Consider the following 23,884-nt stretch of genomic DNA (forward strand, 5'->3'; position numbering starts at 1 on the left):
ACGGCCGGCATGATCAGTCGAATATCGGCGAACACCGCGGCGCGATTCAGCGCGAGCGCGGATAGGATCCGAGGATCTTGATGAACGCCGCGGTCTGTTCGAGTTCGGCCAGTGCCACGGCGACCTTCGGATCGGCGCGGTGGCCTTCGATATCGATATAGAAAAAGTATTCCCAGGAACCGCTGCGGGCGGGCCGCGACTCGATGCGCGTCATCGAGACGCCGTGACGCGCGAGCGGCTCGAGCACCCGGAACATCGCGCCCGGCACATTCTTGACCGACAGGATCATCGACGTCTGGTCGCGCCCGCTCGGTTCGGCCGGCGTGCCGCCGATCACGACGAAACGCGTGCGATTGTGCGGGTCGTCCTGGATCAATGCGGCGACGACCTGCAGGCCGTAGTGCGTGGCCGCACGATCGCCCGCGATCGCCGCGAGCGTCGGGTCTTCGGCCGCGAGGCGCGCGGCTTCGGCATTGCTCGCCACGGCCTGGCGCTCGAGTGTGGGCGCGTGTGTCGAAAGCCAGCCCTGGCACTGCGCGAGCGCCTGCGCATGCGCGCATACGCGCGTGACGCCCTCGAGCGAACCGGAACGGGTCATTAGATTGTGATGGATCGGCACGGCGATCTCGCCCGTGATCGTCAGCGTCGACTCGAGCAGCAGGTCGTGCGTGCGCGAGACCGCGCCTTCGGTCGAGTTCTCGACCGGCGCGACACCGAAGTCTGCGCCGCCCGCCTCCACCGCGCGGAACACCTCGTCGATCGACGGGCTCGGCAGGCCATGCACCGAATGACCGAAGTAGCTTGCCATCGCAAGCTCACTGTACGTGCCAACCGGCCCGAGGAAGGCCACCGTCGTTTCAGTTTCGAGTGCACGGCTCGCGGCCATGATCTCGCGCCAGATCGATGCGATGTGCTCCGCGTGCAGCGGCCCTTGCGCGCCGAGTTGCTGAAGGCGCGCGATCACCTGCATTTCGCGCTCGGGCCGGAACACCGGCGCCGCAAAGCGCTTCTTGACTTCGCCGACTTCGAGGGCGACCCCCGCGCGTTCGTTGAGCAAGACAAGCAGGCGCGCATCGAGCGAGTCGATCCGATCGCGCAGGGGGGTTAGCAGTGAATTGAGTTCGTCGTCCATTGTCTTTGTGCGAGCGGCACGGGTACCCCACCGCGGCGAGGCCGTTCACATTGCCGCCCAGATGTCCCGCGCATTCCATCGTGCAGCGGTACGACACCGGGGACGGCACGGAGCGGCCGCGTCGAACCGCGGCGCGGCACCTGTCGCCAGGTCTCTACGTCACACGCTCAGGCGCGTGTGCGCTCGAATTCCTTCATGTAATCGACCAGCGCATGCACCGCGTCGATCTGCACCGCGTTGTAGAGCGATGCCCGCATGCCGCCGACGGACTTGTGGCCCTTCAGTTGCAGGAGCTGGCGCGCTTTCGCGCCGGCCAGAAACGCATCGTTGAGCGTCTCGTCGGCCAGGAAGAACGGCACGTTCATGCGCGACCGCGCCGACCGTTCGACCTTGTTCAAATAGAAACTGCTGTTGTCGATCGTCTCGTAAAGCAGCGTCGCTTTCTCGATATTGCGCCGCTCGATCGCGGCGAGGCCACCCTGCGCCTTGAGCCACTTGAACACGAGGCCGGCAATATAGATCGCATAGGTCGGCGGCGTATTGAACATCGAGTCGTTGGCGGCAATCGTCTTCCACTCGAACGCACTCGGACAGATCGACATCGCCTGGTCGAGCAGGTCGTCGCGCACGATCACGATCGTCACGCCGGCCATGCCGATATTCTTCTGCGCGCCGCCGTACACCACGCCGAAACGCGATACGTCGAGCGGACGCGAGAGGATGTGCGACGACGCATCCGCGACGATCGGCAGGTCGCCGAGGTCCGGGAAATCGTTGAACTCGACACCGTCGATCGTTTCGTTCGAGCACAGGTGCAGATAGGCCGAGTCGGACGACACTTGCCACTCGCCGAACGCGGGAATGCGTGTAAAGCTGCCCTTGGTCGACGCGGCGAGATGTCCCTCGCCATACCGCTTCGCCTCCTTGTGCGACTTGTCCGACCACGAACCCGTGACGACGAAGTCGGCCTTGCGGCACCGGCCAAACAGGTTCATCGGCACGATCGCGTTCTCGCCAATTCCGCCGCCCTGCACGAACAGAATCTTGTAGTTCGAGGGCACGCCGAGCAGTTCGCGCAGATCGGCCTGCGCGGTTTCGATGATCGAGGTGAACTCATGGCCGCGATGGCTCATTTCCATCACGCTCATGCCGCTGCCGTGCCAGTCGAGCATCTCGCTCGCCGCCTGCTGCAACACCTCGACAGGCAGGGCCGCCGGACCCGCCGAAAAATTGAATGGCCGCATTCGAATTCCGAGATCGAGAAACGACAAAGGCCGTTTGCGCTGTGGCGCAAACGGCCTTCAACGCACGGGCTGGACAGCCCGTGCCGAATTGCTTTCCTGCAGTCCGCCTGCTTACTTTTGCGGTGCCGCGGGTGCTGCGCCGGCCGCCGGCGCCTTCACGTTTGCCACTTCCTTGTCAGCCATCGAACGCGTTGCGTTGACCGATTGCGGCATGTACTTGTCGAGCAGGCCGTTGACGACGTCACGACCGACGAGGTCCTGCGCGTGCAGGAATTTCTGGCCCGTCGAGCTCTTGTAGAACGTGGTCAGGTCCTTGATTTCCTGCGTCGAGTAATAACGCGCATAAGCCTGGTACAGCGAGTCGGTCTGGTCGGCCTTGAACTGCGGCGTCGCGAACACCGTGCCGGCCGATTCGACGAGCTTCGGAATCGAGGACTGTTGCAGTTGCGGCACCACGGCACGCTTCTGGTCGACCGTCATCGACTGGTTCTCGACCAGGGCTTCCTGGAGGATTTCCGGAACCATTTCCTTGGCACGCATCTGGGCGCTGTTGGCCATCGCGGCTTCAAGCTTCTCGACTTCGATCGCGGCGAACAGGTCCTTGATCGCGGCTTTCTTCGCTGCATCGATGTCGATCCGGGCCGGCGCTGCCGGTGCTTGCGGAGCCTGAGCACCTGTTGCCGGCGCGTTCTGGCCTTGCAGCGCTTGCGCGAACACGAGCGTGGGAACGAACAGCGCGATCGGCAACAGTTTGAAATACTTTTGCATCATTGCTCCATTGAAAACTTTGAAAGAATCGATTCGTATTGTTCGAATTCGGTTGATCGTCTTACTCTGCCGCTTCGTCGGCACCGGTTTCGGACTCACCTTCAGCTTCAGCGTCCGCGTCGGTTTCCGCGACTTGCTGCAGGCCGGACAGGCGGGTGCCCTCGTCGAGGCTGATGAGTGTAACACCTTGCGTTGCGCGTCCCATCTCGCGCACCTCTGAAACGCGCGTCCGGATTAATACACCCGATGTCGTGATCAGCATGATTTCGGCGTCCGCGTCGACGAGCGTCGCCGCGACGACCTTGCCGTTGCGCTCGCTCGTCTGGATCGCGATCATGCCCTTCGTGCCGCGGCCGTGACGCGTGTATTCGCCGATCGGGGTACGCTTGCCGAAGCCATTTTCAGTCGCGGTCAGCACTGACTGGTTCTCGTCGCCGGCCACGAGCATCGCGATGACCTGCTGGCCGTCCTCGAGCTGCATGCCGCGCACGCCGCGCGCCTCGCGGCCCATCGGACGCACGTCGTTCTCATCGAAACGCACCGCCTTGCCCGAATCGGAGAACAGCATCACATCATGCTGGCCGTCGGTGATTGCCGCACCAATCAGAAAGTCGCCTTCATCCAGATTGACGGCGATGATGCCCTTCTTGAGCGGACGCGAGAACGCTTCGAGCGGGGTCTTCTTGACCGTGCCGAGCGAAGTACCGAGGAATACATAGCGATCGGCCGAGAACTCGCGGACCGGCAGCACGACGTTGATCTTCTCGCCGTCCTGCAGCGGGAACATGTTCACGATCGGGCGGCCGCGCGAATTGCGCGAACCTTGCGGGACCTCGTAGACCTTGACCCAGTAGACGCGGCCGCGATTCGAGAAGCACAGGATGTGATCGTGCGTGTTCGCGATGAACAGGGTTTCGATCCAGTCGTCTTCCTTCATCGAGATCGCCTGCTTGCCCCGGCCGCCGCGTTTCTGCGCGCGGTATTCGGAGAGCGGCTGCGACTTCACATAACCCGCGTGGGACATCGTCACGACCATGTCCTGGGGCGTGATCAGGTCTTCGGTGTTCAAGTCGATCGCATTCGGCTCGATCGTCGAGCGGCGCGCATCGCCGAATTCCGTCTTGATCCGGACCATTTCCTCGCTGATGATCGTGCTGATCCGCTCGGGCTTCGCGAGGATGTCGAGCAGGTCGGCGATCTGCGCCATCACCTCGCGATATTCGCCGACGATCTTGTCCTGCTCGAGACCGGTCAGGCGTTGCAAACGCATCTGCAGGATTTCCTGCGCCTGCGTGTCCGAGAGCCGGTAGAGGCCGTCGGCCTGCATGCCGAATGCGGGATTCAGGCCATCGGGGCGGAAAGCCTCGCGGCCACCCGCGCCGATCGTCTCGCCGCGCGCCAGCATCTCGCGCACGAGGGACGAATCCCACGAGCGCGACATCAGTTCCTGTTTGGCGATCGGCGGTGTCGGCGCATTCTTGATCAGCGTGATGAATTCGTCGATGTTGGCGAGCGCAACGGCCAGCCCTTCGAGCACATGGCCGCGTTCGCGCGCCTTGCGCAGTTCGAACACGGTGCGCCGTGTCACGACTTCGCGACGGTGCGTCAGGAAGTTCTCGAGAATCTGCTTGAGGTTCAGCAGGCGCGGCTGGCCATCGACCAGCGCCACCATGTTCATGCCGAACGTGTCCTGCAGCTGCGTGTTCTTGTACAGATTGTTCAGGACGACTTCGGGCACTTCGCCGCGCTTGAGTTCGATCACGACGCGAATGCCGCTCTTGTCGGACTCGTCGCGCAGATCGGAGATGCCCTCGATCTTCTTTTCGTTGACGAGTTCGGCGATGCGCTCGAGCAGCGTGCGTTTGTTCACCTGGAACGGCAATTCGTCGACGATGATCGCTTCGCGCTGCCCGCGGTCGATCTCTTCGAAGTGAGTACGCGCTCGCATCACGACGCGACCGCGGCCGGTCCGATAGCCGTCGCGCACGCCCGAGATGCCGTAGATGATGCCGGCGGTCGGGAAGTCCGGTGCCGGGATGATCTCGATCAGCTCGTCGATGCTCGCTTCAGGGTTGCGCAGCAGATGCTGGCAGGCATCGATGACTTCGCCGAGATTGTGCGGGGGAATGTTCGTCGCCATCCCGACCGCGATGCCCGACGAACCGTTGATCAACAGATTAGGTATACGCGCCGGCAGAACCACCGGCTCGTTCTCGCTGCCGTCGTAGTTCGGCGCGAAGTCGACGGTTTCCTTGTCGATGTCGGCCAGCAGTTCGTGGCCGATCTTCGCCATGCGGATTTCGGTGTACCGCATCGCCGCCGCGTTATCGCCATCCATCGAGCCGAAATTGCCTTGGCCGTCGATCAGCATGTAGCGCAGCGAGAACCACTGGGCCATGCGCACGATCGTGTCATAGATCGACGCATCGCCGTGCGGGTGGTACTTACCCATCACGTCACCAACGATACGGGCCGACTTCTTGTGAGCCCGGTTCCAATCGTTGTTTTGCTCGTGCATCGCGAACATCACCCGGCGATGCACCGGTTTCAGGCCGTCGCGGACATCCGGCAACGCGCGCCCGACAATCACGCTCATCGCGTAATCGAGGTACGACCGGCGCATTTCCTCCTCTAGGGAGATCGGCAAAGTCTCTTTCGCGAATTGATCCATTATCCCTGTCTATTCCAGAACGACTGGCGCGGGCAAGCCCGTACACAAGCGTTCGATTCTAACATGGGGCAGGCAGCCGCCGACGCACCATGGGGTGCAAGCGGACCACAGCCGGGAACTTCGCCGCTTGCGGTGGTCCGGGGGCGCGCGTAGAGTGCAAAACAGAGAAAAAGTTCTGCAAGTGGCGCAAGATTCGAGGTAGGATGACGGCCGCACGCATGTTGCTTGGCTGCCACATGAGTTACGGGTGTTGTGCCGTATTAAGACTTTTTTGATGGCGGCTGTTAGCTTCATGGCAGAATGCCCGCACAAGTCCGTCATTGGTTAGAGTGTAAACTGCGCTTTTTTTGATAAAGGGCAATGTTATACTCCGGGCAATGACGACTCGTCTAGGTCACTAGGCTCGCAGTAAACCTGCGGTAATCTCAATTTCGAGAGGAGAAATATGAAAAAACTTTCAAAGCTCGCGTTCATTGCCGCTACCGCAGTTGTGGCTGCATCCGCAATGGCACAATCCGTACCTGCATCGCGGCAAGCCGTGAACGATAACTGGGTGAACGGTACGGGTGAGTACGTGTGGATGAACGGCACGAACGAACTCTGCTGGCGCAATGGTTTCTGGACCCCGGCAACGGCCAACGCCAAGTGCGACGGCGCGCTGGTCGCCCAGGCACCGGCTCCGGCGCCCGCACCCGCACCGGCTCCGGCTCCGGTCATCACGAGCCAGAAGGTCACCTTCCAAGCTGACACGCTGTTCGACTTCGACAAGGCAGTGCTGAAGCCCGAAGGCAAGGCGAAGCTGGATGATCTGGCATCGAAGATTGGCGACGTGAACCTCGAAGTCGTTGTGGCAACGGGCTACACGGACAAGATCGGCTCGGATAAGTACAACGATCGCCTGTCGCTGCGCCGCGCACAAGCTGTGAAGGCATACCTGGTCAGCAAGGGCATCGAAGCCAACCGCATCTACACGGAAGGCAAGGGCAAGCGTAACCCGGTCGTCACCGATTGCAACCAGAAGAACCGTAAGGCTCTGATCGCCTGCCTCGCGCCGAATCGTCGCGTGGAAGTCGAAGTGGTCGGTACGTCGAAGTAAGCGCTTCTGCCGCACTAAGAAGCCCCGCTCTGGCGGGGCTTTTTTTCGTCTTGACGGCGGCTTCGTTGGCTTTTCCTCCGACTTTCCCCCGCTTTCCGTCGACTTTCTTTCCGCATCCCCTCCGCTTTCTGTCGGCCTCTGGCGCGCGCGAGTGAGCCCCGGGACTCCCCCGCCAACGCTCACGCACCAGCAGTGCTTCACGGATGGCACACGAAGCCGAACCACTTCGCGCTTTAACCTGTCTATCAACTTGTCTATCAAATAAACGCCAATTCATTGGCGAGTCAATTAGCCGGTCCGCGTAGCCGAATTAACCCGACGGAAGTTCAGACAGCGGGTTTGATAATCCGCAATAATTCAGTCGCGCATTAATCGATCAACCTTAAGCGAATATTAAAAATGCAGGCGGACTTAGCAAAATTCAATCATCAGAAGTTTACGTCCGCAATATCTGCAAAACAGGTGCATCACTCGGGGAAAATAACTGTAACAGAACGTAAACACAAAAAACCCCACCAAAAAAGCCGGTGAGGTTGTTTATGAATTTTTTGTGACAGTTTGATCACCACCCCCTGCATCGCGGAGAGGGATGCAAGTGGTGGAGGCGGCGGGAATCGAACCCGCGTCCAGAAGCACTCCACGACCAGTTCTACATGCGTAGTTCAGTCATTTGATTTAACCGTACGGACGCGGACGAACACGCTGCCGGACGGCGATTCACTAAATTTTCGACCCTGATGTCGTGACGCCACCGAGGCTTAGCTGACGTGAATGACCTCGCGCGGTCTTGCGACCGGTCTTACGACCCTAGCCCGTCAGCGAGCCAGTGCGAGGACGGCTGCAATTAAGCAGCCAGTGCGTACGTGTTGTCGTTCGCAGTTACAAATTTCCCATTGATTAACGAGGTAACGGGTCCTCGGCATGCCCTGAGCCGCTTTGCTACCCCTGTCGAAACCAGGTCGCCCCCACGGTGGGTCGCCCAACAACCTGAGCGATTCACCAGTTTAGCCCAGATAGGCGCATTGAAGATAGCCCCTCCCCGCCCTACCTCCTACCTCCTACCTCCCTGCCTCCCTACCTCGCTACCTCGCTACCTCGCTACCTCGCTGCCCTTGCCCTTTGCCCTCTGTCTGATCTACCTTGCATTCCTCCCTCCTATCGGCTCCGTACATAAAGACCATGCGGTCTTCGACTAATGGACAGGTCCGCTCACCGGCTCTACGATGACCGTCCCTTCGCTCCGAACCCCTCTTCCCCTCATGCCACGTCCCCAGCCGAGTGCCTGCCTGCCACAAGATCTGAACGATGCCGTCCTGGTAGGACGCGCATGGCGACCCGCGCCCGTCGACGGCCCCTGTGTAATCACCATCAGACAAGGGCAGGTCTACGACATCACCTCGACGGTCGCGACGATGGCCGACTTGCTCGACCGTCCCGATGCCGTCGAGCTGGCACGCACGGCGCCGGGCGAAGCCCTGGGCTCGGTCGAGGCCCTGCTGGCTGCCAACCTCCCGGCCGGCGGCCATGACGCGCATGGACCGGCCTTGTTGGCGCCCTGCGACGTCCAGGCGATCAAGGCATGCGGCGTCACGTTTGCAGTCAGCCTGCTCGAGCGCGTGATCGAGGAGCAGGCCGGCGGCGATGCGAGCAAAGCACGCGAAGTGCGCGCGACGATCACACAGTTGATCGGCACCGATCTTTCGAAGATCCGTCCCGGTTCAGAAGCCGCCGCGAAGCTCAAGGCCGAACTCGAGCGGCGCGGCGCCTGGTCTCAATACATGGAAGTCGGGATCGGTCCCGATGCGGAAGTGTTCTCGAAATCGCAACCGATGTCGTCAGTCGGATTCGGTGACGACGTGGGTCTGTATCCGACCTCGAAATGGAACAACCCGGAGCCCGAAATCGTTCTCGCGGTCAATGGACGCGGCCAGATCGCTGGCGCGACGCTCGGCAACGACGTGAACCTGCGCGATATCGAGGGCCGCAGCGCGCTGCTGCTTGGCAAGGCAAAGGACAACAATGGTTCGTGCTCGATCGGCCCGTTTATCCGGCTGTTCGACGGTCGCTTCACGCTTGACTCGATCCGCTCGGCAAGCCTGTCGCTGCGCATCGAGGGTGAGGACGGTTTCGAGCTAGATGGGGTGAGTCATATGAGCGAGATCAGCCGCGACCCGGCTGATCTGGTCGCGCAGACCTGTGGCACGCATCATCAATATCCGGACGGCTTCATGTTGTTTCTTGGCACGATGTTTTCGCCGATCAAGGATCGGGGCGCGGCGGGAGGCGGCTTCACCCACCATCTCGGCGATCTCGTGACCATCGCGACGCCGTCGCTCGGTGCGCTCGTCAATACGGTGCGCCTGTCGACCGAGATCACGCCCTGGACCTTTGGCGTGCGTGCGCTCTACCGGAACCTCTCGGCACGCGGTCTTCTCGCAAATTAAACGGGACACCGGACCAGGGCGAAAAGAATCACCCGGAAGCAGCGCACGGCGGCTGGGTAGCTTGGTAACTGGGGGCGCCGGGCAGCCGGGAGCCAGGTGACTGGGTCGCTGAGCGACCGGCCGTGCCGGCCTACAGCGATCCGCGCAGCAATACCAAGGCGAGGTCGTCGGGCGAATCGACGATGCAATCGGCATCCCAGGCCTGCGGGGCGGGGCCGGTTCCACAATAGCCATAGGCCACGGCGATGGTCATCATGCCGGCCGCCTTGCCGGCCTGGACATCACGCAGGTCGTCGCCGACATAGACGATATGACCGGGGCTCACCCCAAGCGCGGACGCCGCATGCAACAGCGGGGCCGGATGCGGCTTCGAATGCGGCGTCGTGTCGCCCGACACCACGCAGCTCGCGACTTCGGCAAGCCCCAATTGCGCGATGAGCGGTTCGGTGAGGCGCGTCATCTTGTTGGTCACGATGCCCCAGCGCACATTGCGCGCCGACAGTTCGTCGAGCAACGGTGAGATGCCGGGGAACAGCGTAGTCTCGATGCAGAGATCCGCTTCGTAGTTCGCCAGAAATTCGTCGCGCATCGTCGCGTAGTCGGGGTCATCGGGCCCGATGCCGAACGCGGCGCCCAGCAGTCCGCGCGCGCCCGCCGAGGCGACCGGCCGGAATACATCGAGCGGCAGCATCTCGAGGCCGCGCGCATCGCGCATCTTGTTGGCCGCCGCTGCGAGGTCCGGCGCAGTATCCGCGAGCGTGCCGTCGAGATCGAACAGCACCGCGCGCGCGGTCATCAGCGACGACGACAGCAAAGGTTCCGGCAGCGGTGACAATTCCGGGGTATCGGGTTCTTCCATGGCCGGTCCTCAGGCTTCGCGCCGGCACGAGAGCATGTAGTTGATGCTCGTGTCGCTGGACAACGCAAATTGTTTGCCGATCGGGTGATAAGTGATGCCCCCGAACTGATCGGGCTGCATGTTCGCACGACGCGCGAAGGCCGCCAATTCCGCGGGCCGGATGAAGCGTGCGTAGTCGTGCGTGCCGCGCGGCAACAGCCGCGCAATGTACTCTGCGCCAACCACCGCGAACAGATAAGCCTTGAGATTGCGGTTCAGCGTCGAGAAGAACACCCAGCCGCCTGGCTTCACGAGTGTTGCGCAGGCCACGACGATCGCCGCCGGGTCGGGTACGTGTTCGAGCATTTCCATGCAGGTCACGACATCGTAGGTGCCCGGCTCGCGCGCGGCGAGCGCCTCGGCCGCGATTTCCTCATATTCGACGGCGACGCCGCTGTCGAGACTGTGGAGATCGGCAACGCCGAGCGCCTCGGTCGACAGGTCGATCCCCTTGACCTGCGCGCCGAGCAAGGTCATCGACTCGGTCAGGATCCCGCCGCCGCAGCCGATATCGAGCACCCGCTTGCCCGCGAGCCGCGCCTGCGAATCGATCCATTTGAGCCGCAAGGGATTGAGTTCGTGCAGGGGCTTGAATTCCGCGTGCGGATCCCACCAGCGGTGCGCGAGCTCGCTGAATTTCAGTAGTTCACGGGGGTCGGCATTCGTCATGGGAAATCGCGGCGTAAAGGCAGTGGACATGCCAGTATATCGGCGCAACAGCGACGCCGCAAAAGCCGGGCGTGGCGCCCAGGACCGGCATGCGGTCGAGTGAAGATCCGGGGCGGCCCTGCGCATGGCTGGACGCACACCAGACGCACCCCGGGCAGAAAAAATGCCGGGGACCGAAAAAGAGCCAGGCACGCCCCCATTGCGCGCGAGTTTTCCGGACGTTCCGCTCGGCACCCTGCTTGCCAATCACGCAGCGGATCGCGCCTCAGGCACGTACCAGCCCGGCTACATACCCGGGCGAAAACCACTTCGTACAGAACACCAGACATTCCGCTCCATCCGCGGCAGGCCGGCCGCGCGCCGCGATGTAACCGTCCGGCCGCCACAAAAAGAATACCGGCCGGGTCTGCCCGTATCCGTCGCTCAATTGCGGTCCGCCAATGGGCCGCAAGGCGTCGGCGACCAGCCAGATCCGTATCGCACCGCCCATCTTTTCGGACAGCGACCTGAACGAATCGAGAAAGGGTAACAGCGCCTTGCCCTCCATCGAATACGTCCCTGGTTCGAGCAAGACGAAAAGGGAAAAACTCCCGGGGTCGTGAAGGTCGAACAGGCGCGCATGACTGGGCACTTTGCCGAGCGGTCCGTCGAGCACCTCGACATAGGCATCCGGAGCGCGATCGCCCGCCTGCGCACCGCCGTCGAGCAGACGCTCGAAACAAAGCGGCCCGCGCCGGTAGTGCACCGACAGTTCGCTGATACCCCGCCGCGCCGCATTGCGCATCGGTCCGAGCGCGGTCAGAAGCGGCACGAGCCGGTCGCGCAGGGTAAGAAGCCAGCCGCGATCGACTGTACCCATGTGAGTGACAAATGCTGTCTGGCGGAGCACATCGCGCTCGATCGGATGACGTTCGGCATGGTAGCTGTCGAGCAGCTTGCCGGGCGCGCCGCGCTGAACCAGCGCGAGCTTCCAGGCGAGATTCATGGCTTCCTGGATACCGGTATTCATACCCTGCGCACCTGCCGGGCTGTGAACATGAGCGGCATCGCCCGCGAGCAGCACACGACCGCTGCGCAAGGCGCTGACCATCCGGCTATTGATCCTGAAACGGGACGACCAACCAAGCGAGGACAGCTTGGCCGGATGGCGCACGCGGGCGGCCATGATCGCCTGGCATTCATCGAGCGTCGGCGGCTCGCCACCCGAGGCGGCACCGTCCGGTGCGTCGGCGATCAGCCGATAGCGGCCGCCGCCGAGCGGGAAGATCGCGCTGAGCCCTTCGGGCGACAGAAAGATATGGAATTCGTCTTCGGGCAGATCCCATTCGACATGGAGGTCGGCGAGCACAAAGCTTTGTTCGAGCGTCTCTCCTTCGAACGCGATGCCGAGCCGGTGGCGCACCGTACTGTGTGCGCCGTCCGTGCCGATGATCCATGCAACCTCCAGCCGCTCCCCGCGTCCGTCGAGGTGCCGCAGATTGGCCGTCACGGTTTCGCCGTGCGTGTCGAAGTCGACGAGTTCGACGCCACGCTCCGGCGTGTGGCCGAATGCGGCCAGGGCTTCAGTCAGCACGCGTTCGGTCACCGACTGTTCCGCGAACAGGAGAAAGGGATAGCGGCTGTCGAGCGGGTCGAAGTCGAGGCGGATGATGCGCCGGGTGCCCGCCATGACATTGCCCGCATGGCCGCGGTGGCCCGCGGCGAGCAGGGCATCGACAATCCTGTGCTGCTCGAAGAGCTCGAGCGTGCGTGCCTGAAGCCCGATTGCGCGCGACCCCTTCACGGGCTCAATGGACTTGTCAATCAGGCGGAACGGCAGCCGCCAGCGCGCGAGGCACAAGGCCGCGGCGAGCCCGGTCGGACCCGCACCGACGATCAGGACTTTGGGCCGCTTGCCGTCGGTCCGCACGCTGCCGGTCGGCATCCCATCAGCCGACGCTCCGCGCGGTCGCTCGGCACTTCCCTGCGGCACGAAAGATTCACGACTGGACTCAGGCATGGCCCGCTCCGAAAACCTCGGCCTGACGAGTTTAACGCCGTAGCCGCGGCAACATGCGTCAAGTTGCGTCTGTGCCGCGGCCTGCTCGACTCGTACAGCTTGCCCAGGCCAATCAGCCTGCCCAGGCCAATCAGCGGCTCAGCACAATCAGCGGGCTCAGCCCGGCTTCGCCTCAGCCGGTATATCGAGCGAGCACGGATGGTCGTGAGTACCCAAATCGATCTGCAAGGTCGCGTGATGGACCGCATGTTCGTGCGCCAGCGTCTGGACAATTGTTTCGAGATAGCGATCTCCCGGGTGTCCACCCGGCATCACGAGATGAACCGTCAGCGAGTTTTCCGTGGTCGACAACGCCCACACATGGAGGTCGTGGACGCCGGTCACCCCCTGCAGTCCGGCCAGATAGCGCGCAATGCGGACGGTGTCGACACGTTCGGGCACCGCATTCAGCGTCAGCCGCACCGATTCGCGCAGCAGGCCCCACGTCCCACAAACGATGACCAGCACGACGATGAGCGACATGGCCGGATCGAGCCAATTCCAGCCGGTGTACAAGACCAGCAGCCCGCTGAGCGCTACAGCAGCAGAGACCGCCGCGTCACCGACGAGATGCAGGAATGCGCCGCGAATATTGAGGTCGTCCTTGCTGCCTTTCATGAACAGCAGAGCGGAAAAACCGTTGATGGCGATGCCCGCGACCGCAACCAAGAAGACCGCGAGACCGGCGACTGGGGCCGGATTGAGCAGTCTATGGACGGCCTCCCATGCGATCGCGCCGGTCGCCACGAACAGCAGGGCCGCATTGGCGAGCGAGGCGAGAATCGACGAGCCTCGCAGGCCGTAGGTATAGCGCGCCGAGGGGCGCCGCCTGGCCAGCCAGATCGCGCCCCAGGCGAGCACCATGCCGAGCACGTCGGACAGGTTGTGTCCCGCATCGGCCAGCAGGGCCGTCGAATGGGCGATGACGCCGTACACCGCCTGCACCACGACCATCGCCACGTTCAGGGTAACGGCGATCGCGAACGCGCGCTCGTTGCCCGACGGGTCCGGCAAGTGGTGGTGGTGATGGTGGTGGTGGTCATGGCCGTGGCCGTGATCGTGATCGTGTGCAATATGCGGGGCCTGATCGCCAGGGTGCGCCGTGCCGTGGTGCTCATGCCCATGGTCGTGATCCTCGCGCGGGGCGGTCTTCCCACCGGCTTGCCCGGCTCTGCCGTGATCGTGCCCGGAGCCTGTTGCGCTCATATGCCTCGCTTCCCCATCCCTTCTCGATAAAAAGCCGGCGCAGACCGCCACCAAGTCCCGATGGTAGGGACTGACGATGACGGAAGCAAGCGGGTGCCGCCACACCGAACGAGTCGCCCCGACATGTCACAATACGCGCTCTTTCGTACTGGATATTACGGGAGTCCATGTGGACGTGCTTCGCGAAGCCTATTCGGCTCATCAGAACGGCCGGTTCGCCGACGCCGAGCGCGGTTATCTTGCCGCACTGCAACGCGTGCCCGACGACGTCGACGCCTTGCACCTGCTCGGCGTGCTGCGCCACCAGCAGGGCCGCAACGACGAGGCGGTCGTGCTGCTGCGGCGCGCGGTCGAACTGCGCCCGCGCTTCGGGGGCGCCCATCTCAATCTCGGCAATGCGTGGAAAGCGCTGCGCCAGTTCGAGAAAGCCCAGGCGAGCTATCGCGCGGCGATCGCGGTCCAGCCCGAATTCGCCCACGCGCATTTCAACCTCGCCAACACACTCGTCACGCTCGATAAGCACGAAGAAGCGATCGATCATTTCGAGCAGGCGCTGCATCTGCAGCCGAACAACCCGGCGGCCTTGAACAATCTCGGCAATGCGCTGATGGCGCTGAAACGGCACGAAGCCGCGGTCGGCGCTTTTCACAAGGCGCTCAAACTTCAAGCCGGGCATGCGGGCGCGCACAATAATCTGGGGCTTGCCCTCAATGCGCTCGGCCGTCACGAAGAAGCGCTCGAGCAGTTTCGCGCGGCGATCGCAAGCGAGCCGAATTTCACGCTCGCTCATTTCAATCTCGGCACGACGTTCGACAAGCTGAACCGCGCACCGGAGGCGATCGCACCACTCGAGGCCGTGACCCGTGCGCAGCCAGCCTTCGCACCGGCCCACTATGCGCTCGGCAACGCTTACGCCGCGTGCGCGGACCTTGCACGGGCCATCGCGTATCTGGAGAAGGCGGTCGAACTCGATCCGACTTTTGCACTCGCGTGGCAGGATCTCGGTACGGTGCTCTATGAGCTCGGGCAGCTCCCTCGGGCCGCCGAGGCATTCGAGACAGCCACCCGCCTGAGGCCTGACCTCGCGCTCGCGCAATACAATCGCGGCCTCGTCGCCTTGATGAACGGCGATTTCGCACGGGGCTTCGAGGCGTACGAATGGCGCTGGAATGTCTGGCCACGGCCGCAGGTCTCGGCGCCCGCCTGGCGCGGCGGCCCGCTGCCCGCGCCAGGCGCTCGCCTGCTCGTGCATGCGGAACAGGGGCTCGGCGATACGCTTCAGTTCATCCGCTATGTCCCGCAACTGACGAAACTCGGCGCGCAGGTCGTGCTTGAGGTCCAGGCGCCGCTCGCGAGGCTGATCGCCCCGGCGGCCAAAACGTGGGGCGTGGGGCTGCTGACGCGCGGCGAGCCGCGTCCCGCGATCGACTGCGAGTGTCCGCTCCTGAGCCTGCCGCTCGCATTGCAGACGACAACGGCGTCGATCCCCGCCGACGTGCCCTACCTGGCCGCGCCGGGGTCTCTCTCTTCTTTGGACACGGCCGACGAACTTCGCCGGGCCGATGCGGCGCCGTCGACTGTCCCCGCGGGCTATTCGCCTGTGGCGACGCCGTCGGGCTCGCCTGCCGCGTTTGCGCCGCCGGATCAACCGAACCGCCGGCGGCGCATCGGGTTCGCCGTGTCGGGCGCGATTCGTGAACGGCGCGAGACACGCGCGATTCCCGCCAGTGCGCTCGCACCGCTATTCGAGATGGAAGGCATCGACTGGGTTGTGCTGCAAACGGAGATGCGCGCCGAAGACCGGGAGGCCTTGTCCGGATTCGACTCGGTCAGCACTCCCGCGGCCCCCCCGCGAGACTTCGCCGATACGGCGGACACGATCGCGCAGCTCGATCTCGTGCTCACGGTCGATACGTCGCTCGCTCACCTTGCCGGCGCAATGGGGCATCCCGTATGGATCATGTTGCCGCGTGGGCCGGACTGGCGTTGGGGCGCCGAGGGACCGGCGACCCCATGGTATCCAAGCGCACGACTGTTCCGCCAGACGAAGGCCGGTGACTGGGCAAGCGTCGTCGCCGAGGTCGGCGCAGCGTTACGGCAAGCGTACACCTAGATTGCTGAGACACCTTGCGGCAGGGGTTTGCGGCGGGGGGATTGCGGCGGGGGTTTGCGGCGGGCGATTGTGGCAGGCGTTTGCAGAGGACTAAGCATCGACGAGCCAATACGCTGACACGTAGACCAAGATCGGAGATGCCAGCGCGCGAAGGGGCGGCGAAACCGCTCGCCGCCCCTTTCGCGCGCCACCCGTTTCTCAGAAACGTGTTTCGCGCGCGTGCCGCAGAAAAGTATCGAGCAGCGGCGTGCAGTCGAGCAACTCGGGGCCACCCGCGCTGTGAAATTCCGGATGCCACTGCACGCCCATCACGAACGGTGCCTTGCGGTAGCGGATCGATTCGACAATGCCGTCGTCAGCCGACACGGCCTCGATCGAAAGGTCGCGACCCAACGTCCGGACGGCCTGATGGTGGATCGAGTTGACGAGCGCATCGGCACGCGTGGGGAACATCGACGCAAGCGTCGAGCCCTGCGCGAAATGGATCGTATGGCGCAGCCGGTCGTACTCGTCGTTGACGTGAACCACCGCGCTCGGCACGTCGGTCGCGATGTCCTGGTACAAGGTCCCGCCGAACGCGACATTGATCAACTGGCAGCCGCGGCATACGCCGAGCACCGGCTTGCCGGCCTCGATGAACTCATGCAGTAACTCGAGCTCGTACATATCGCGCACGCGGTCGCCGGGCCATTCGGGCCGCGTTGCGACATCCGCATAGGATTGCGGCGACACATCGGCGCCCCCCTGCAGCACGAGGCCGTCGAGCTGCTTCGCATAGTCTCGCAGACGGATATTGCTCGGGTGCAGCATGCCCTGGTGCCCGACTGTCGGAATCATGAACACGAGCACGTCGCGCGACATGACCCAATGCGCGACGGACTCTTCAAGATACTGGAGCGTCCTGCCACGCAGCCCCTTGGCACCGGGTTCGGGGTGGAAGATCCGCGCCGACACGCCGATGCGCAGGGTCCGCTGCGTAATGCGCTGCCCCGCACGATCGAACAGGGCACGCGCGCGCGCCGCGAAGATCCGGCCGAATACGGACCAGGCCGAGTCATGGGCCTTCAGATAGGCGGGAGGAACGTTGGGCGTCGCGGTGCCGCGCATTTGTTCGGCGGCTACAGGGCCGGCCGAATCGCTCGCCGCATCGATCAGGGGGTCGGGCGCAGGGGTCGGCGCAATTGTCGCCGGGGACGGTGCCAGGCCCGCCTGCGCAGTGGCATCGAAAGGGGACGTCGCGGACTCGGAGCCCGGCGGTGAAGCGAGTCCCGGAGCGAGCCGTGACGCGGGCTGTGAACTGGGCGGTGCAACAGGCTGTGAAACAGGCTGTGAGGCCGGCTGCGAAGCGGACTCTGAAGCAGGCTGTGGAGCCGGCGGTGAAGCGGGCTTCGGCGACTGGGGTTCGCTCATCGTTTGCAATACGGGCGCACAAGGCGCTTGATCGGCTAGGACCGATTCATTATCCGCCAGTCCACCCCCAGCGGCAAACCTCCCTTTTGCAACTGAACGTTAGCCGTCCGGCCGACGTTCGCGCCCCGCACGATCCGCCCTACAATCGATGCGAACGATGATAGGCCGCCGGGTCTTTGCGGATGAAACCCATCATGCCGACTTGAGTCGATATACCTTATCGTCCGGTTCGCATCCTGCGGGGTGCCCCTGGGATCCGGCACCTTGAAAACGGGTCGAAGCAGTATTGCGCCCGGTAAGAACGACCGCTGATCCCGGACGTCGGGCTACAATGAGCCACGCTTTTTGAACGACTGACCGCCTACTCTTCCATGAACCGTTCTTTCGACGCCTCGTCACGTCTACTCGCCCGCGAGCGCGGCCGCCTGCTCCTGCTTGCGCTCGTGTGCATCGCGCTGGTCGCGGGCGCGCTGTACCTGCAGATATTCAAGGGTGAAGACCCCTGCCCGCTCTGTATCCTGCAACGTTACGGCTATCTGCTGATCGCGGTGTTCGCGTTGATCGGCGCGAGCGCAACGCGCTGGCGCACGGTCATCGTTTCGGAAGTATTCGTCCTCATCTCAACGCTGTTCGGCATTGCGGTCGCGGGTCGGCATGTCTGGCTCCAGTCCCATCCGAGCTTCAGTTGCGGTTTCGACAAACTCCAACCGCTCGTCGACAGCTTGCCGCCGGCCAGCTGGCTGCCGCAGGTCTTCAAGGCCGCGGGCCTGTGCGAAACGCCGTACCCGCCGCTGCTTGGGCTGACACTGCCGCAGTGGTCTCTGGTCGGTTTCCTGCTGGTGCTGCTTGCACTCGTGCGCTCGATGCGGTCCCGCCGCCGGGAACTCTCCCGCCTCTGAAGTTCCATGAGGTGAGCCGGTGTCTGGTGTGCCGTTATAGCGCCCCCCAACAAGAGGGATCCACATAGCGCTATCCATATAGCCGCATCCACATAACGCGGATCAGGACTGACCATACTTTCCGCGTCATAGTGGTGCTATGTTTCGGATCATGGATGGCGATCGCCTGCGCAAATGCGTGGTGCGCGCCCTGTCCGAAACTCTATCGAGCACGATCCTGATATGGATACGCACACCATCCGCTACCTTCATCGCGGCGAATACCGCGAAGTCGGCAACCTCCCCGCCACGCGCACGGTGCTCCAGCATCTGCGTGAAGACCTCCATTGCACGGGCACCAAGGAAGGCTGCGCCGAAGGCGACTGCGGCGCCTGCACAGTCGTGGTCGGCGAAGCCGACGGCACGGGCGGCGTCACGCTGCGCGCAGTCAATTCGTGCATCCAGTTCCTGCCCACGCTCGACGGCCGTGCGCTCTTCACGGTCGAAGACCTGCGGCGCGCCGACGGCTCGCTGCACCCGGTGCAGCAGGCGATGGTCGACTGCCATGGCTCGCAGTGCGGCTTCTGCACGCCTGGCTTCGTGATGTCGATGTGGGCGCTCTACCAGGACCAGGATCCGGCAGCGGGCGCACCGACCCGGCAGGAGATCGATGAAGCGCTCGCGGGCAATCTGTGCCGCTGCACCGGCTATCGGCCGATCATCGCGGCAGCCCAGGCCATGGTCGATTACGTGCCTCAGCCCGGCGACCGGCTCGATCGCAAAGCGCTCGCCAAACGGCTCGGCGCCTTGCGCCGCGACGACACGTTCGAATATCCGTTCGTCGACCTGGCCGGCGCGAGCCGCCGCTTTTTCGCCCCGCGCTCACTCGACGAATTCGCGCGTCTGCGCGCCGCCCACCCCGAGGCACGCGTGCTCGCCGGCAGCACCGATCTCGGCCTGTGGGTCACCAAGCAGTTCCGTGAGCTCGGCGACATCCTGTATATCGGCAACGTTGCCGAACTCCGCGACATCGAGGCCGACGGCGAGGTGCTGACGATCGGCGCCGCGGCGAGCCTGCAGGAGGCGTTTGCGGCAATCGCGACCGACTACCCTGAGGTCGCCGAAATTTGGCAACGCTTTGCGTCGGTGCCGATCCGCAATGCGGGAACGCTAGGCGGCAATGTCGCGAACGGCTCGCCGATCGGCGATTCGATGCCGGCGTTGATCGCGCTCGGCGCGCAGGTCGTGCTCCGCGAAGGCACGCGCAGCCGCACCATGCCGCTCGACGCGTTTTATCTCGGCTACCAGAAGACCGCCCTGAACCCCGGTGAATTCATCGCGGCAATCGGTGTCCCGCGCCCCACGCAGGACCTGAGCTTCCGCACCTACAAGCTCTCGAAACGCTACGACTCCGATATCTCGGCAGTCTGCGCCGCGTTTGCGATCCATCTGTCGAACGGCCACATCAGCTCGGCGCGCATTGCCTTCGGTGGCATGGCGGCCACACCGAAACGCGCGGCTGCGGCCGAGGCCGCGCTGATAGGCGCACAATGGTCGGAACAGGCGGCGCGTGCCGCGATGGATGCACTCGCGGTGGACTACCAGCCGCTGACCGACATGCGGGCATCGGATCGCTATCGGGCCAAGACTGCGCGTAACCTGCTCTATCGCTTCTGGCTCGAAACACGTGAGGAGAAGCCGCTGGACATGGCCAACGTCAATGTGTTTACCCCCATTTTCACGTCGGCGTCCAGTGCGGAGCCCGGCACGGAGCCCGGCGCGGCGACATCCGCTTAATCGCTCCCGAGCGCCATAGCGAAGGAGAAGTCATGAATCAGCAACACGAAGCATTCTTCACCGAACCGGCAGTGGCCGGCCTGGTTGCGACCCCGTCGATCGGCGCGAGCCGGCCGCACGAATCGGCGCAGCTGCACGTCGCGGGCGAGGCGGCCTACACCGACGACATCATCGAACTCCAGGGCACCTTGCACGCCGCACTTGGCCTGTCCAAGCACGCGCATGCGAAGATCCTCTCGATCGATCTCGAGCGGGTCCGACGCGCGCCCGGCGTGATCGCCGTGCTGAGCGCCGCGGACATTCCCGGCCTCAATGATTGCGGCCCGATCCTTCACGACGATCCGGTGCTGGCCGACGGCCTCGTCCAATTCCTCGGCCAGCCGGTCTTCGCGGTCATCGCCGAGACGCAGGATCTGGCCCGTCGCGCTGCCCAGCTCGCGCAGCATGACGACGTGATCCGCTACGAACCGCTCGAGGCCGTGCTGACCACGCGCGAAGCCCGTGCCCGCGAGCAGTATGTGGTGCCGCCAATGCATCTGGTGCGCGGCGAACCGGACCGCCGGATCGCCGAGGCACCCTACCGGCTCACCGGCGAGTTCGAAGTCGGCGGCCAGGAACAGTTCTACCTCGAAGGCCAGATCGCCTACGCGGTGCCCAAGGAAGGCGACAGCATGCATGTCTGGTCGTCGACCCAGCACCCGAGCGAAATGCAGCACGTGATCGCGCACGTGCTCGATGTGCCGAACCATGCGGTGCTCGTCGAGTGCCGGCGCATGGGCGGCGGCTTCGGCGGCAAGGAATCGCAATCGGCGCTGTTCGCGGCGGTCGCGGCACTCGCCGCCCACAAGCTGCGCCGCCCGGTCAAGCTGCGCGCCGACCGCGACGACGACTTCATGATCACCGGCAAGCGGCACGACGCATGGTATCGCTATGAGGCCGGCATTGATTCGCAGGGCCGGCTGCTCGGCGCGCGCGTCGAGATCGCCCTGCGCGCGGGGTTTTCGGCGGATCTATCGGGCGCGGTCGCGACGCGCGCGCTCTGTCATTTCGACAACGCCTACTACCTGTCGGACGTCGATATCCTCTCGCTCGCCTGCAAGACCAACACGCAGTCGAACACGGCCTTTCGCGGTTTCGGCGGCCCCCAGGGCGCGCTCGTGATGGAGGTGATCCTCGACGCGATCGCACGCAAGCTCGGCCGCGATCCGCTCGAAGTCCGCCAGCTCAACTACTACGGCACGGCCGATCGCAACGTCACGCCGTACGGCCAGACCGTCGAGGACAATGTCATCGCGCCGCTGACCGACGAACTCGTCGCCACGAGCGAATACCGGACGCGCCGCGCGGAGATCGCCGACTACAACCGCGACAGCCCGGTACTCAAGCGCGGCCTCGCATTGACACCCGTCAAGTTCGGCATTTCGTTCAACGTGCCGCACCTGAACCAGGCCGGCGCGCTCGTGCATGTCTATCGCGACGGCTCCGCGCTCGTCAATCACGGCGGCACCGAGATGGGTCAGGGGCTCAACACGAAGGTCGCGCAGGTCGTCGCCCATACGCTCGGGATCGACCTGCTGCGCGTGCGCGTCACCGCGACCGATACCAGCAAGGTCGCCAACACCTCGGCAACCGCCGCCTCGACGGGCAGCGACCTCAATGGCAAGGCGGCCGAAGCCGCCGCCCTCACGATTCGCGAACGCCTCGCCGCCTTCGCCGCCAGGACCTATGGAGGCGAACCCCGGGCCGTGGAATTCCGCGACGGCATGGTCCATGCGAACGGACATGAAATCGCATTCCGCACCCTGATCGAAGGTGCGTACCTGGCGCGCGTACAGTTGTGGTCCGACGGCTTCTATGCGACACCGAAAGTCCACTGGAACGCGAAGACACTGACCGGCTCGCCGTTCTACTACTTCGCTTACGGCGCCGCACTCTCCGAAGTCATCGTCGACACCCTGACCGGCGAGTGGAAGCTGCTGCGCGCCGACGTGCTCTACGACGCGGGCCGTTCGATCAATCCCGCGATCGACATCGGCCAGGTCGAGGGCGCCTTCATCCAGGGCATGGGCTGGCTGACGACCGAGGAACTCTGGTGGAACAAGGATGGCCGGCTCATGACGCATGCGCCGTCGACCTACAAGATTCCCGCGATCAGCGACTGTCCCGACGCCTTCCACGTGAAGCTGTTCGATAACGAGAATGTCGAGCCGAGCGTGTTCCGCTCGAAGGCCGTCGGCGAGCCGCCGCTGCTCCTGCCTTTTTCCGTCTTTCTCGCGATTCGCGATGCGGTCGCGGCGACCTCGTCCGACCCGACATGCGTGCCGCCGCTGCGCGCGCCCGCGACACCGGAAGCGATTCTCGACGCGATCGATGCGGTAGCCGACGGCATCAGCGCCGTCGAAATCCAGGCCAATGCGCTCGCCGCGCCGGCCGAGAGCGAGGGTGCGATCATGGCGACGCTCGATACGGCAGGCAGGTAGTCGAGATGGAACGCTGGCTCCAGGCGCTCCTTGGCACCCTCGCACACGGCGACGCCGTCGTGCTGGTGACGGTCGCGCGCGCCGAGGGCTCAGTGCCGCGCGATGCGGGAACCAAGATGGTCGTTACGCGCGACAGCGTGAGTGACACGATCGGCGGCGGCCACCTCGAATGGAAGGCGATCGAGATCGCGCGCCAGGTGCTGCGCGACGGTTCGCACGGGCATATCGAGATCAATCGGCGCCTCGAACGGCTGTCGCTCGGCCCGAGCCTCGGCCAATGCTGCGGCGGCGCGGTTACGCTGTCGTTCGAACGCCTGACGATTGCCGATCTCGGCTGGGTCAAGACCTTGTCCAAGCGGCTCGCCGCAGGACAGGCGACGGTGCGCAGCGTGTCCTTCGACTCGACCCTGCCGGTGATGATCAGCGATCCCGAGCCCGGTTGCGAGACTGCCGATTGCCTGCTCTGGAGCGGCGATTCGAGCGGCCCGCTGCTGACCGAGACGATCGCGATCGACACCTTTCATGTCGTGCTGTTCGGCGCGGGCCATGTCGGCACCGCGCTCGTCGAGGTGCTCAAGACCCTGCGCTGCACGATCCATTGGGTCGATGTGCGCGACGCGCAATTTCCGCGACTCGATATGACACAGTATCCTTCGTTGAAGGTCGAACCGAACGACGCACCCGAGCAGGTCGTCGACGACGCGCCGCCGGGCACGTATTTCCTCGTGATGACACATAGTCATCCGCTCGACCAGTCGCTCTCGGAGCGTATCCTGCGGCGGGGCGACTATGCGTATTTCGGGCTGATCGGCTCGCATACCAAGCGCAAGCAGTTCGAGCACCGGCTCGCCGCGCGCGGGATCGACCCGCAGCAGCTCGCCAAAATGACCTGCCCGATCGGCGTGCCGGGAGTCGTCGACAAGGCGCCCGAGTCGATCGCGATCGCAGTGGCCACGCAGTTGCTGCAGGTCGTCGATACGCGCATCAAAAGCGCCCGCCCGGCTCTCGCGTGAGACTGGAACACGACATCAATATTGGCG

At 64.0% G+C, this 23,884-nt stretch carries 16 protein-coding genes and 1 other RNA gene; 7 read left to right on the forward strand and 10 right to left on the reverse strand.

What is annotated here, in order from left to right:
- Positions 1-46: 46 nt before the first annotated feature.
- The 4 genes from pheA to gyrA form a co-directional block, all read right to left on the reverse strand.
- The gene (gene pheA, locus HV670_RS06135) at positions 47-1,132 is read right to left on the reverse strand and encodes a prephenate dehydratase (RefSeq protein ID WP_175103775.1); all 1,086 of its coding nucleotides are present in this window, start codon (positions 1,130-1,132) and stop codon (positions 47-49) included.
- A 167-nt stretch (positions 1,133-1,299) separates the two neighbouring features.
- Positions 1,300-2,376 carry a 3-phosphoserine/phosphohydroxythreonine transaminase gene (serC, locus tag HV670_RS06140; protein WP_175103777.1) on the reverse strand — a complete coding sequence of 359 codons (1,077 nt, stop codon included), beginning with the start codon at positions 2,374-2,376 and terminating at the stop codon, positions 1,300-1,302.
- Positions 2,377-2,487: 111 nt separating this feature from the next.
- Positions 2,488-3,147: a DUF2059 domain-containing protein gene (locus HV670_RS06145; protein WP_175103778.1), complete on the reverse strand. Its 660-nt coding sequence runs from the start codon at positions 3,145-3,147 to the stop codon at positions 2,488-2,490.
- 58 nt (positions 3,148-3,205) lie between these two features.
- Positions 3,206-5,815: a DNA gyrase subunit A gene (gene gyrA / locus HV670_RS06150; RefSeq protein WP_175103780.1), complete on the reverse strand. Its 2,610-nt coding sequence runs from the start codon at positions 5,813-5,815 to the stop codon at positions 3,206-3,208.
- A 445-nt stretch (positions 5,816-6,260) separates the two neighbouring features.
- On the opposite strand from gyrA, the gene ompA reads away from it, so the two are divergent.
- The gene (gene ompA, locus HV670_RS06155; protein ID WP_175103782.1) at positions 6,261-6,911 is read left to right on the forward strand and encodes an outer membrane protein OmpA; all 651 of its coding nucleotides are present in this window, start codon (positions 6,261-6,263) and stop codon (positions 6,909-6,911) included.
- A gap of 596 nt (positions 6,912-7,507) precedes the next feature.
- On the opposite strand, the gene ssrA is transcribed toward ompA, so the two are convergent.
- Positions 7,508-7,878: a transfer-messenger RNA gene (gene ssrA / locus HV670_RS06160) on the reverse strand.
- Positions 7,879-8,170: 292 nt separating this feature from the next.
- Between ssrA and HV670_RS06165 the strand changes: the two genes are divergently transcribed.
- Positions 8,171-9,355, forward strand: coding sequence for a fumarylacetoacetate hydrolase family protein (locus tag HV670_RS06165; RefSeq protein ID WP_175103784.1), 1,185 nt, complete (start codon positions 8,171-8,173; stop codon positions 9,353-9,355).
- Between the two features lie 130 nt (positions 9,356-9,485).
- Here the strand turns inward: HV670_RS06165 and gph are convergent, their stop codons facing one another.
- The 4 genes from gph to HV670_RS06185 all read right to left on the reverse strand — a co-directional run bounded on the left by gph (position 9,486) and on the right by HV670_RS06185 (position 14,166).
- A complete protein-coding gene (gene gph, locus HV670_RS06170; protein WP_175104081.1) occupies positions 9,486-10,151 on the reverse strand; it encodes a phosphoglycolate phosphatase in 666 nt (221 codons plus the stop codon).
- Between the two features lie 72 nt (positions 10,152-10,223).
- Complete coding sequence (gene ubiG, locus HV670_RS06175) at positions 10,224-10,922, reverse strand: bifunctional 2-polyprenyl-6-hydroxyphenol methylase/3-demethylubiquinol 3-O-methyltransferase UbiG (RefSeq protein ID WP_175103785.1); 699 nt, start codon at positions 10,920-10,922, stop codon at positions 10,224-10,226.
- A gap of 265 nt (positions 10,923-11,187) precedes the next feature.
- The gene (locus HV670_RS06180) at positions 11,188-12,846 is read right to left on the reverse strand and encodes an FAD-dependent monooxygenase (RefSeq protein WP_175104082.1); all 1,659 of its coding nucleotides are present in this window, start codon (positions 12,844-12,846) and stop codon (positions 11,188-11,190) included.
- A 231-nt stretch (positions 12,847-13,077) separates the two neighbouring features.
- A complete protein-coding gene (locus HV670_RS06185; protein WP_175103787.1) occupies positions 13,078-14,166 on the reverse strand; it encodes a cation diffusion facilitator family transporter in 1,089 nt (362 codons plus the stop codon).
- A 169-nt stretch (positions 14,167-14,335) separates the two neighbouring features.
- On the opposite strand from HV670_RS06185, the gene HV670_RS06190 reads away from it, so the two are divergent.
- Positions 14,336-16,279, forward strand: a complete 1,944-nt coding sequence (locus HV670_RS06190) for a tetratricopeptide repeat protein (protein ID WP_246257066.1) — start codon at positions 14,336-14,338, stop codon at positions 16,277-16,279.
- A 198-nt stretch (positions 16,280-16,477) separates the two neighbouring features.
- Here the strand turns inward: HV670_RS06190 and HV670_RS06195 are convergent, their stop codons facing one another.
- On the reverse strand, positions 16,478-17,689 hold the full coding sequence (locus tag HV670_RS06195; RefSeq protein ID WP_175103790.1) for a gamma-glutamyl-gamma-aminobutyrate hydrolase family protein: 1,212 nt from the start codon (positions 17,687-17,689) through the stop codon (positions 16,478-16,480).
- 371 nt (positions 17,690-18,060) lie between these two features.
- Here HV670_RS06195 and HV670_RS06200 point away from each other — a divergent pair, with 371 nt between their 5' ends.
- The 4 genes from HV670_RS06200 (at position 18,061) to xdhC (ending at position 23,857) form a co-directional block, all read left to right on the forward strand.
- Positions 18,061-18,588, forward strand: coding sequence for a disulfide bond formation protein B (locus HV670_RS06200; protein ID WP_175103791.1), 528 nt, complete (start codon positions 18,061-18,063; stop codon positions 18,586-18,588).
- 222 nt (positions 18,589-18,810) lie between these two features.
- Entirely contained in the window at positions 18,811-20,364 is a 1,554-nt protein-coding gene (gene xdhA, locus HV670_RS06205) for a xanthine dehydrogenase small subunit (protein WP_175103793.1), read from the forward strand.
- Positions 20,365-20,396: 32 nt separating this feature from the next.
- Complete coding sequence (gene xdhB / locus HV670_RS06210) at positions 20,397-22,844, forward strand: xanthine dehydrogenase molybdopterin binding subunit (RefSeq protein ID WP_175103795.1); 2,448 nt, start codon at positions 20,397-20,399, stop codon at positions 22,842-22,844.
- A gap of 5 nt (positions 22,845-22,849) precedes the next feature.
- Entirely contained in the window at positions 22,850-23,857 is a 1,008-nt protein-coding gene (xdhC, locus tag HV670_RS06215) for a xanthine dehydrogenase accessory protein XdhC (RefSeq protein ID WP_175103697.1), read from the forward strand.
- The last annotated feature ends 27 nt before the right edge of the window (positions 23,858-23,884 follow it).

It is taken from the genome of Pararobbsia alpina (assembly GCF_902859895.1).
GTDB classification, from domain to species: domain Bacteria; phylum Pseudomonadota; class Gammaproteobacteria; order Burkholderiales; family Burkholderiaceae; genus Pararobbsia; species Pararobbsia alpina.

Bases quoted from the DNA above. Each gene is read 5' to 3' on its own strand.
- pheA (WP_175103775.1), bottom strand. From the start codon at position 1,132: ATGGACGACGAACTCAATTCACTGCTAACCCCCCTGCGCGATCGGATC.
- serC (WP_175103777.1), bottom strand. From the start codon at position 2,376: ATGCGGCCATTCAATTTTTCGGCGGGTCCGGCGGCCCTGCCTGTCGAG.
- HV670_RS06145 (WP_175103778.1), bottom strand. From the start codon at position 3,147: ATGATGCAAAAGTATTTCAAACTGTTGCCGATCGCGCTGTTCGTTCCC.
- gyrA (WP_175103780.1), bottom strand. From the start codon at position 5,815: ATGGATCAATTCGCGAAAGAGACTTTGCCGATCTCCCTAGAGGAGGAA.
- ompA (WP_175103782.1), top strand. From the start codon at position 6,261: ATGAAAAAACTTTCAAAGCTCGCGTTCATTGCCGCTACCGCAGTTGTG.
- HV670_RS06165 (WP_175103784.1), top strand. From the start codon at position 8,171: ATGCCACGTCCCCAGCCGAGTGCCTGCCTGCCACAAGATCTGAACGAT.
- gph (WP_175104081.1), bottom strand. From the start codon at position 10,151: ATGACCGCGCGCGCGGTGCTGTTCGATCTCGACGGCACGCTCGCGGAT.
- ubiG (WP_175103785.1), bottom strand. From the start codon at position 10,922: ATGACGAATGCCGACCCCCGTGAACTACTGAAATTCAGCGAGCTCGCG.
- HV670_RS06180 (WP_175104082.1), bottom strand. From the start codon at position 12,846: ATGCCGACCGGCAGCGTGCGGACCGACGGCAAGCGGCCCAAAGTCCTG.
- HV670_RS06185 (WP_175103787.1), bottom strand. From the start codon at position 14,166: ATGAGCGCAACAGGCTCCGGGCACGATCACGGCAGAGCCGGGCAAGCC.
- HV670_RS06195 (WP_175103790.1), bottom strand. From the start codon at position 17,689: ATGAGCGAACCCCAGTCGCCGAAGCCCGCTTCACCGCCGGCTCCACAG.
- HV670_RS06200 (WP_175103791.1), top strand. From the start codon at position 18,061: ATGAACCGTTCTTTCGACGCCTCGTCACGTCTACTCGCCCGCGAGCGC.
- xdhA (WP_175103793.1), top strand. From the start codon at position 18,811: ATGGATACGCACACCATCCGCTACCTTCATCGCGGCGAATACCGCGAA.
- xdhB (WP_175103795.1), top strand. From the start codon at position 20,397: ATGAATCAGCAACACGAAGCATTCTTCACCGAACCGGCAGTGGCCGGC.
- xdhC (WP_175103697.1), top strand. From the start codon at position 22,850: ATGGAACGCTGGCTCCAGGCGCTCCTTGGCACCCTCGCACACGGCGAC.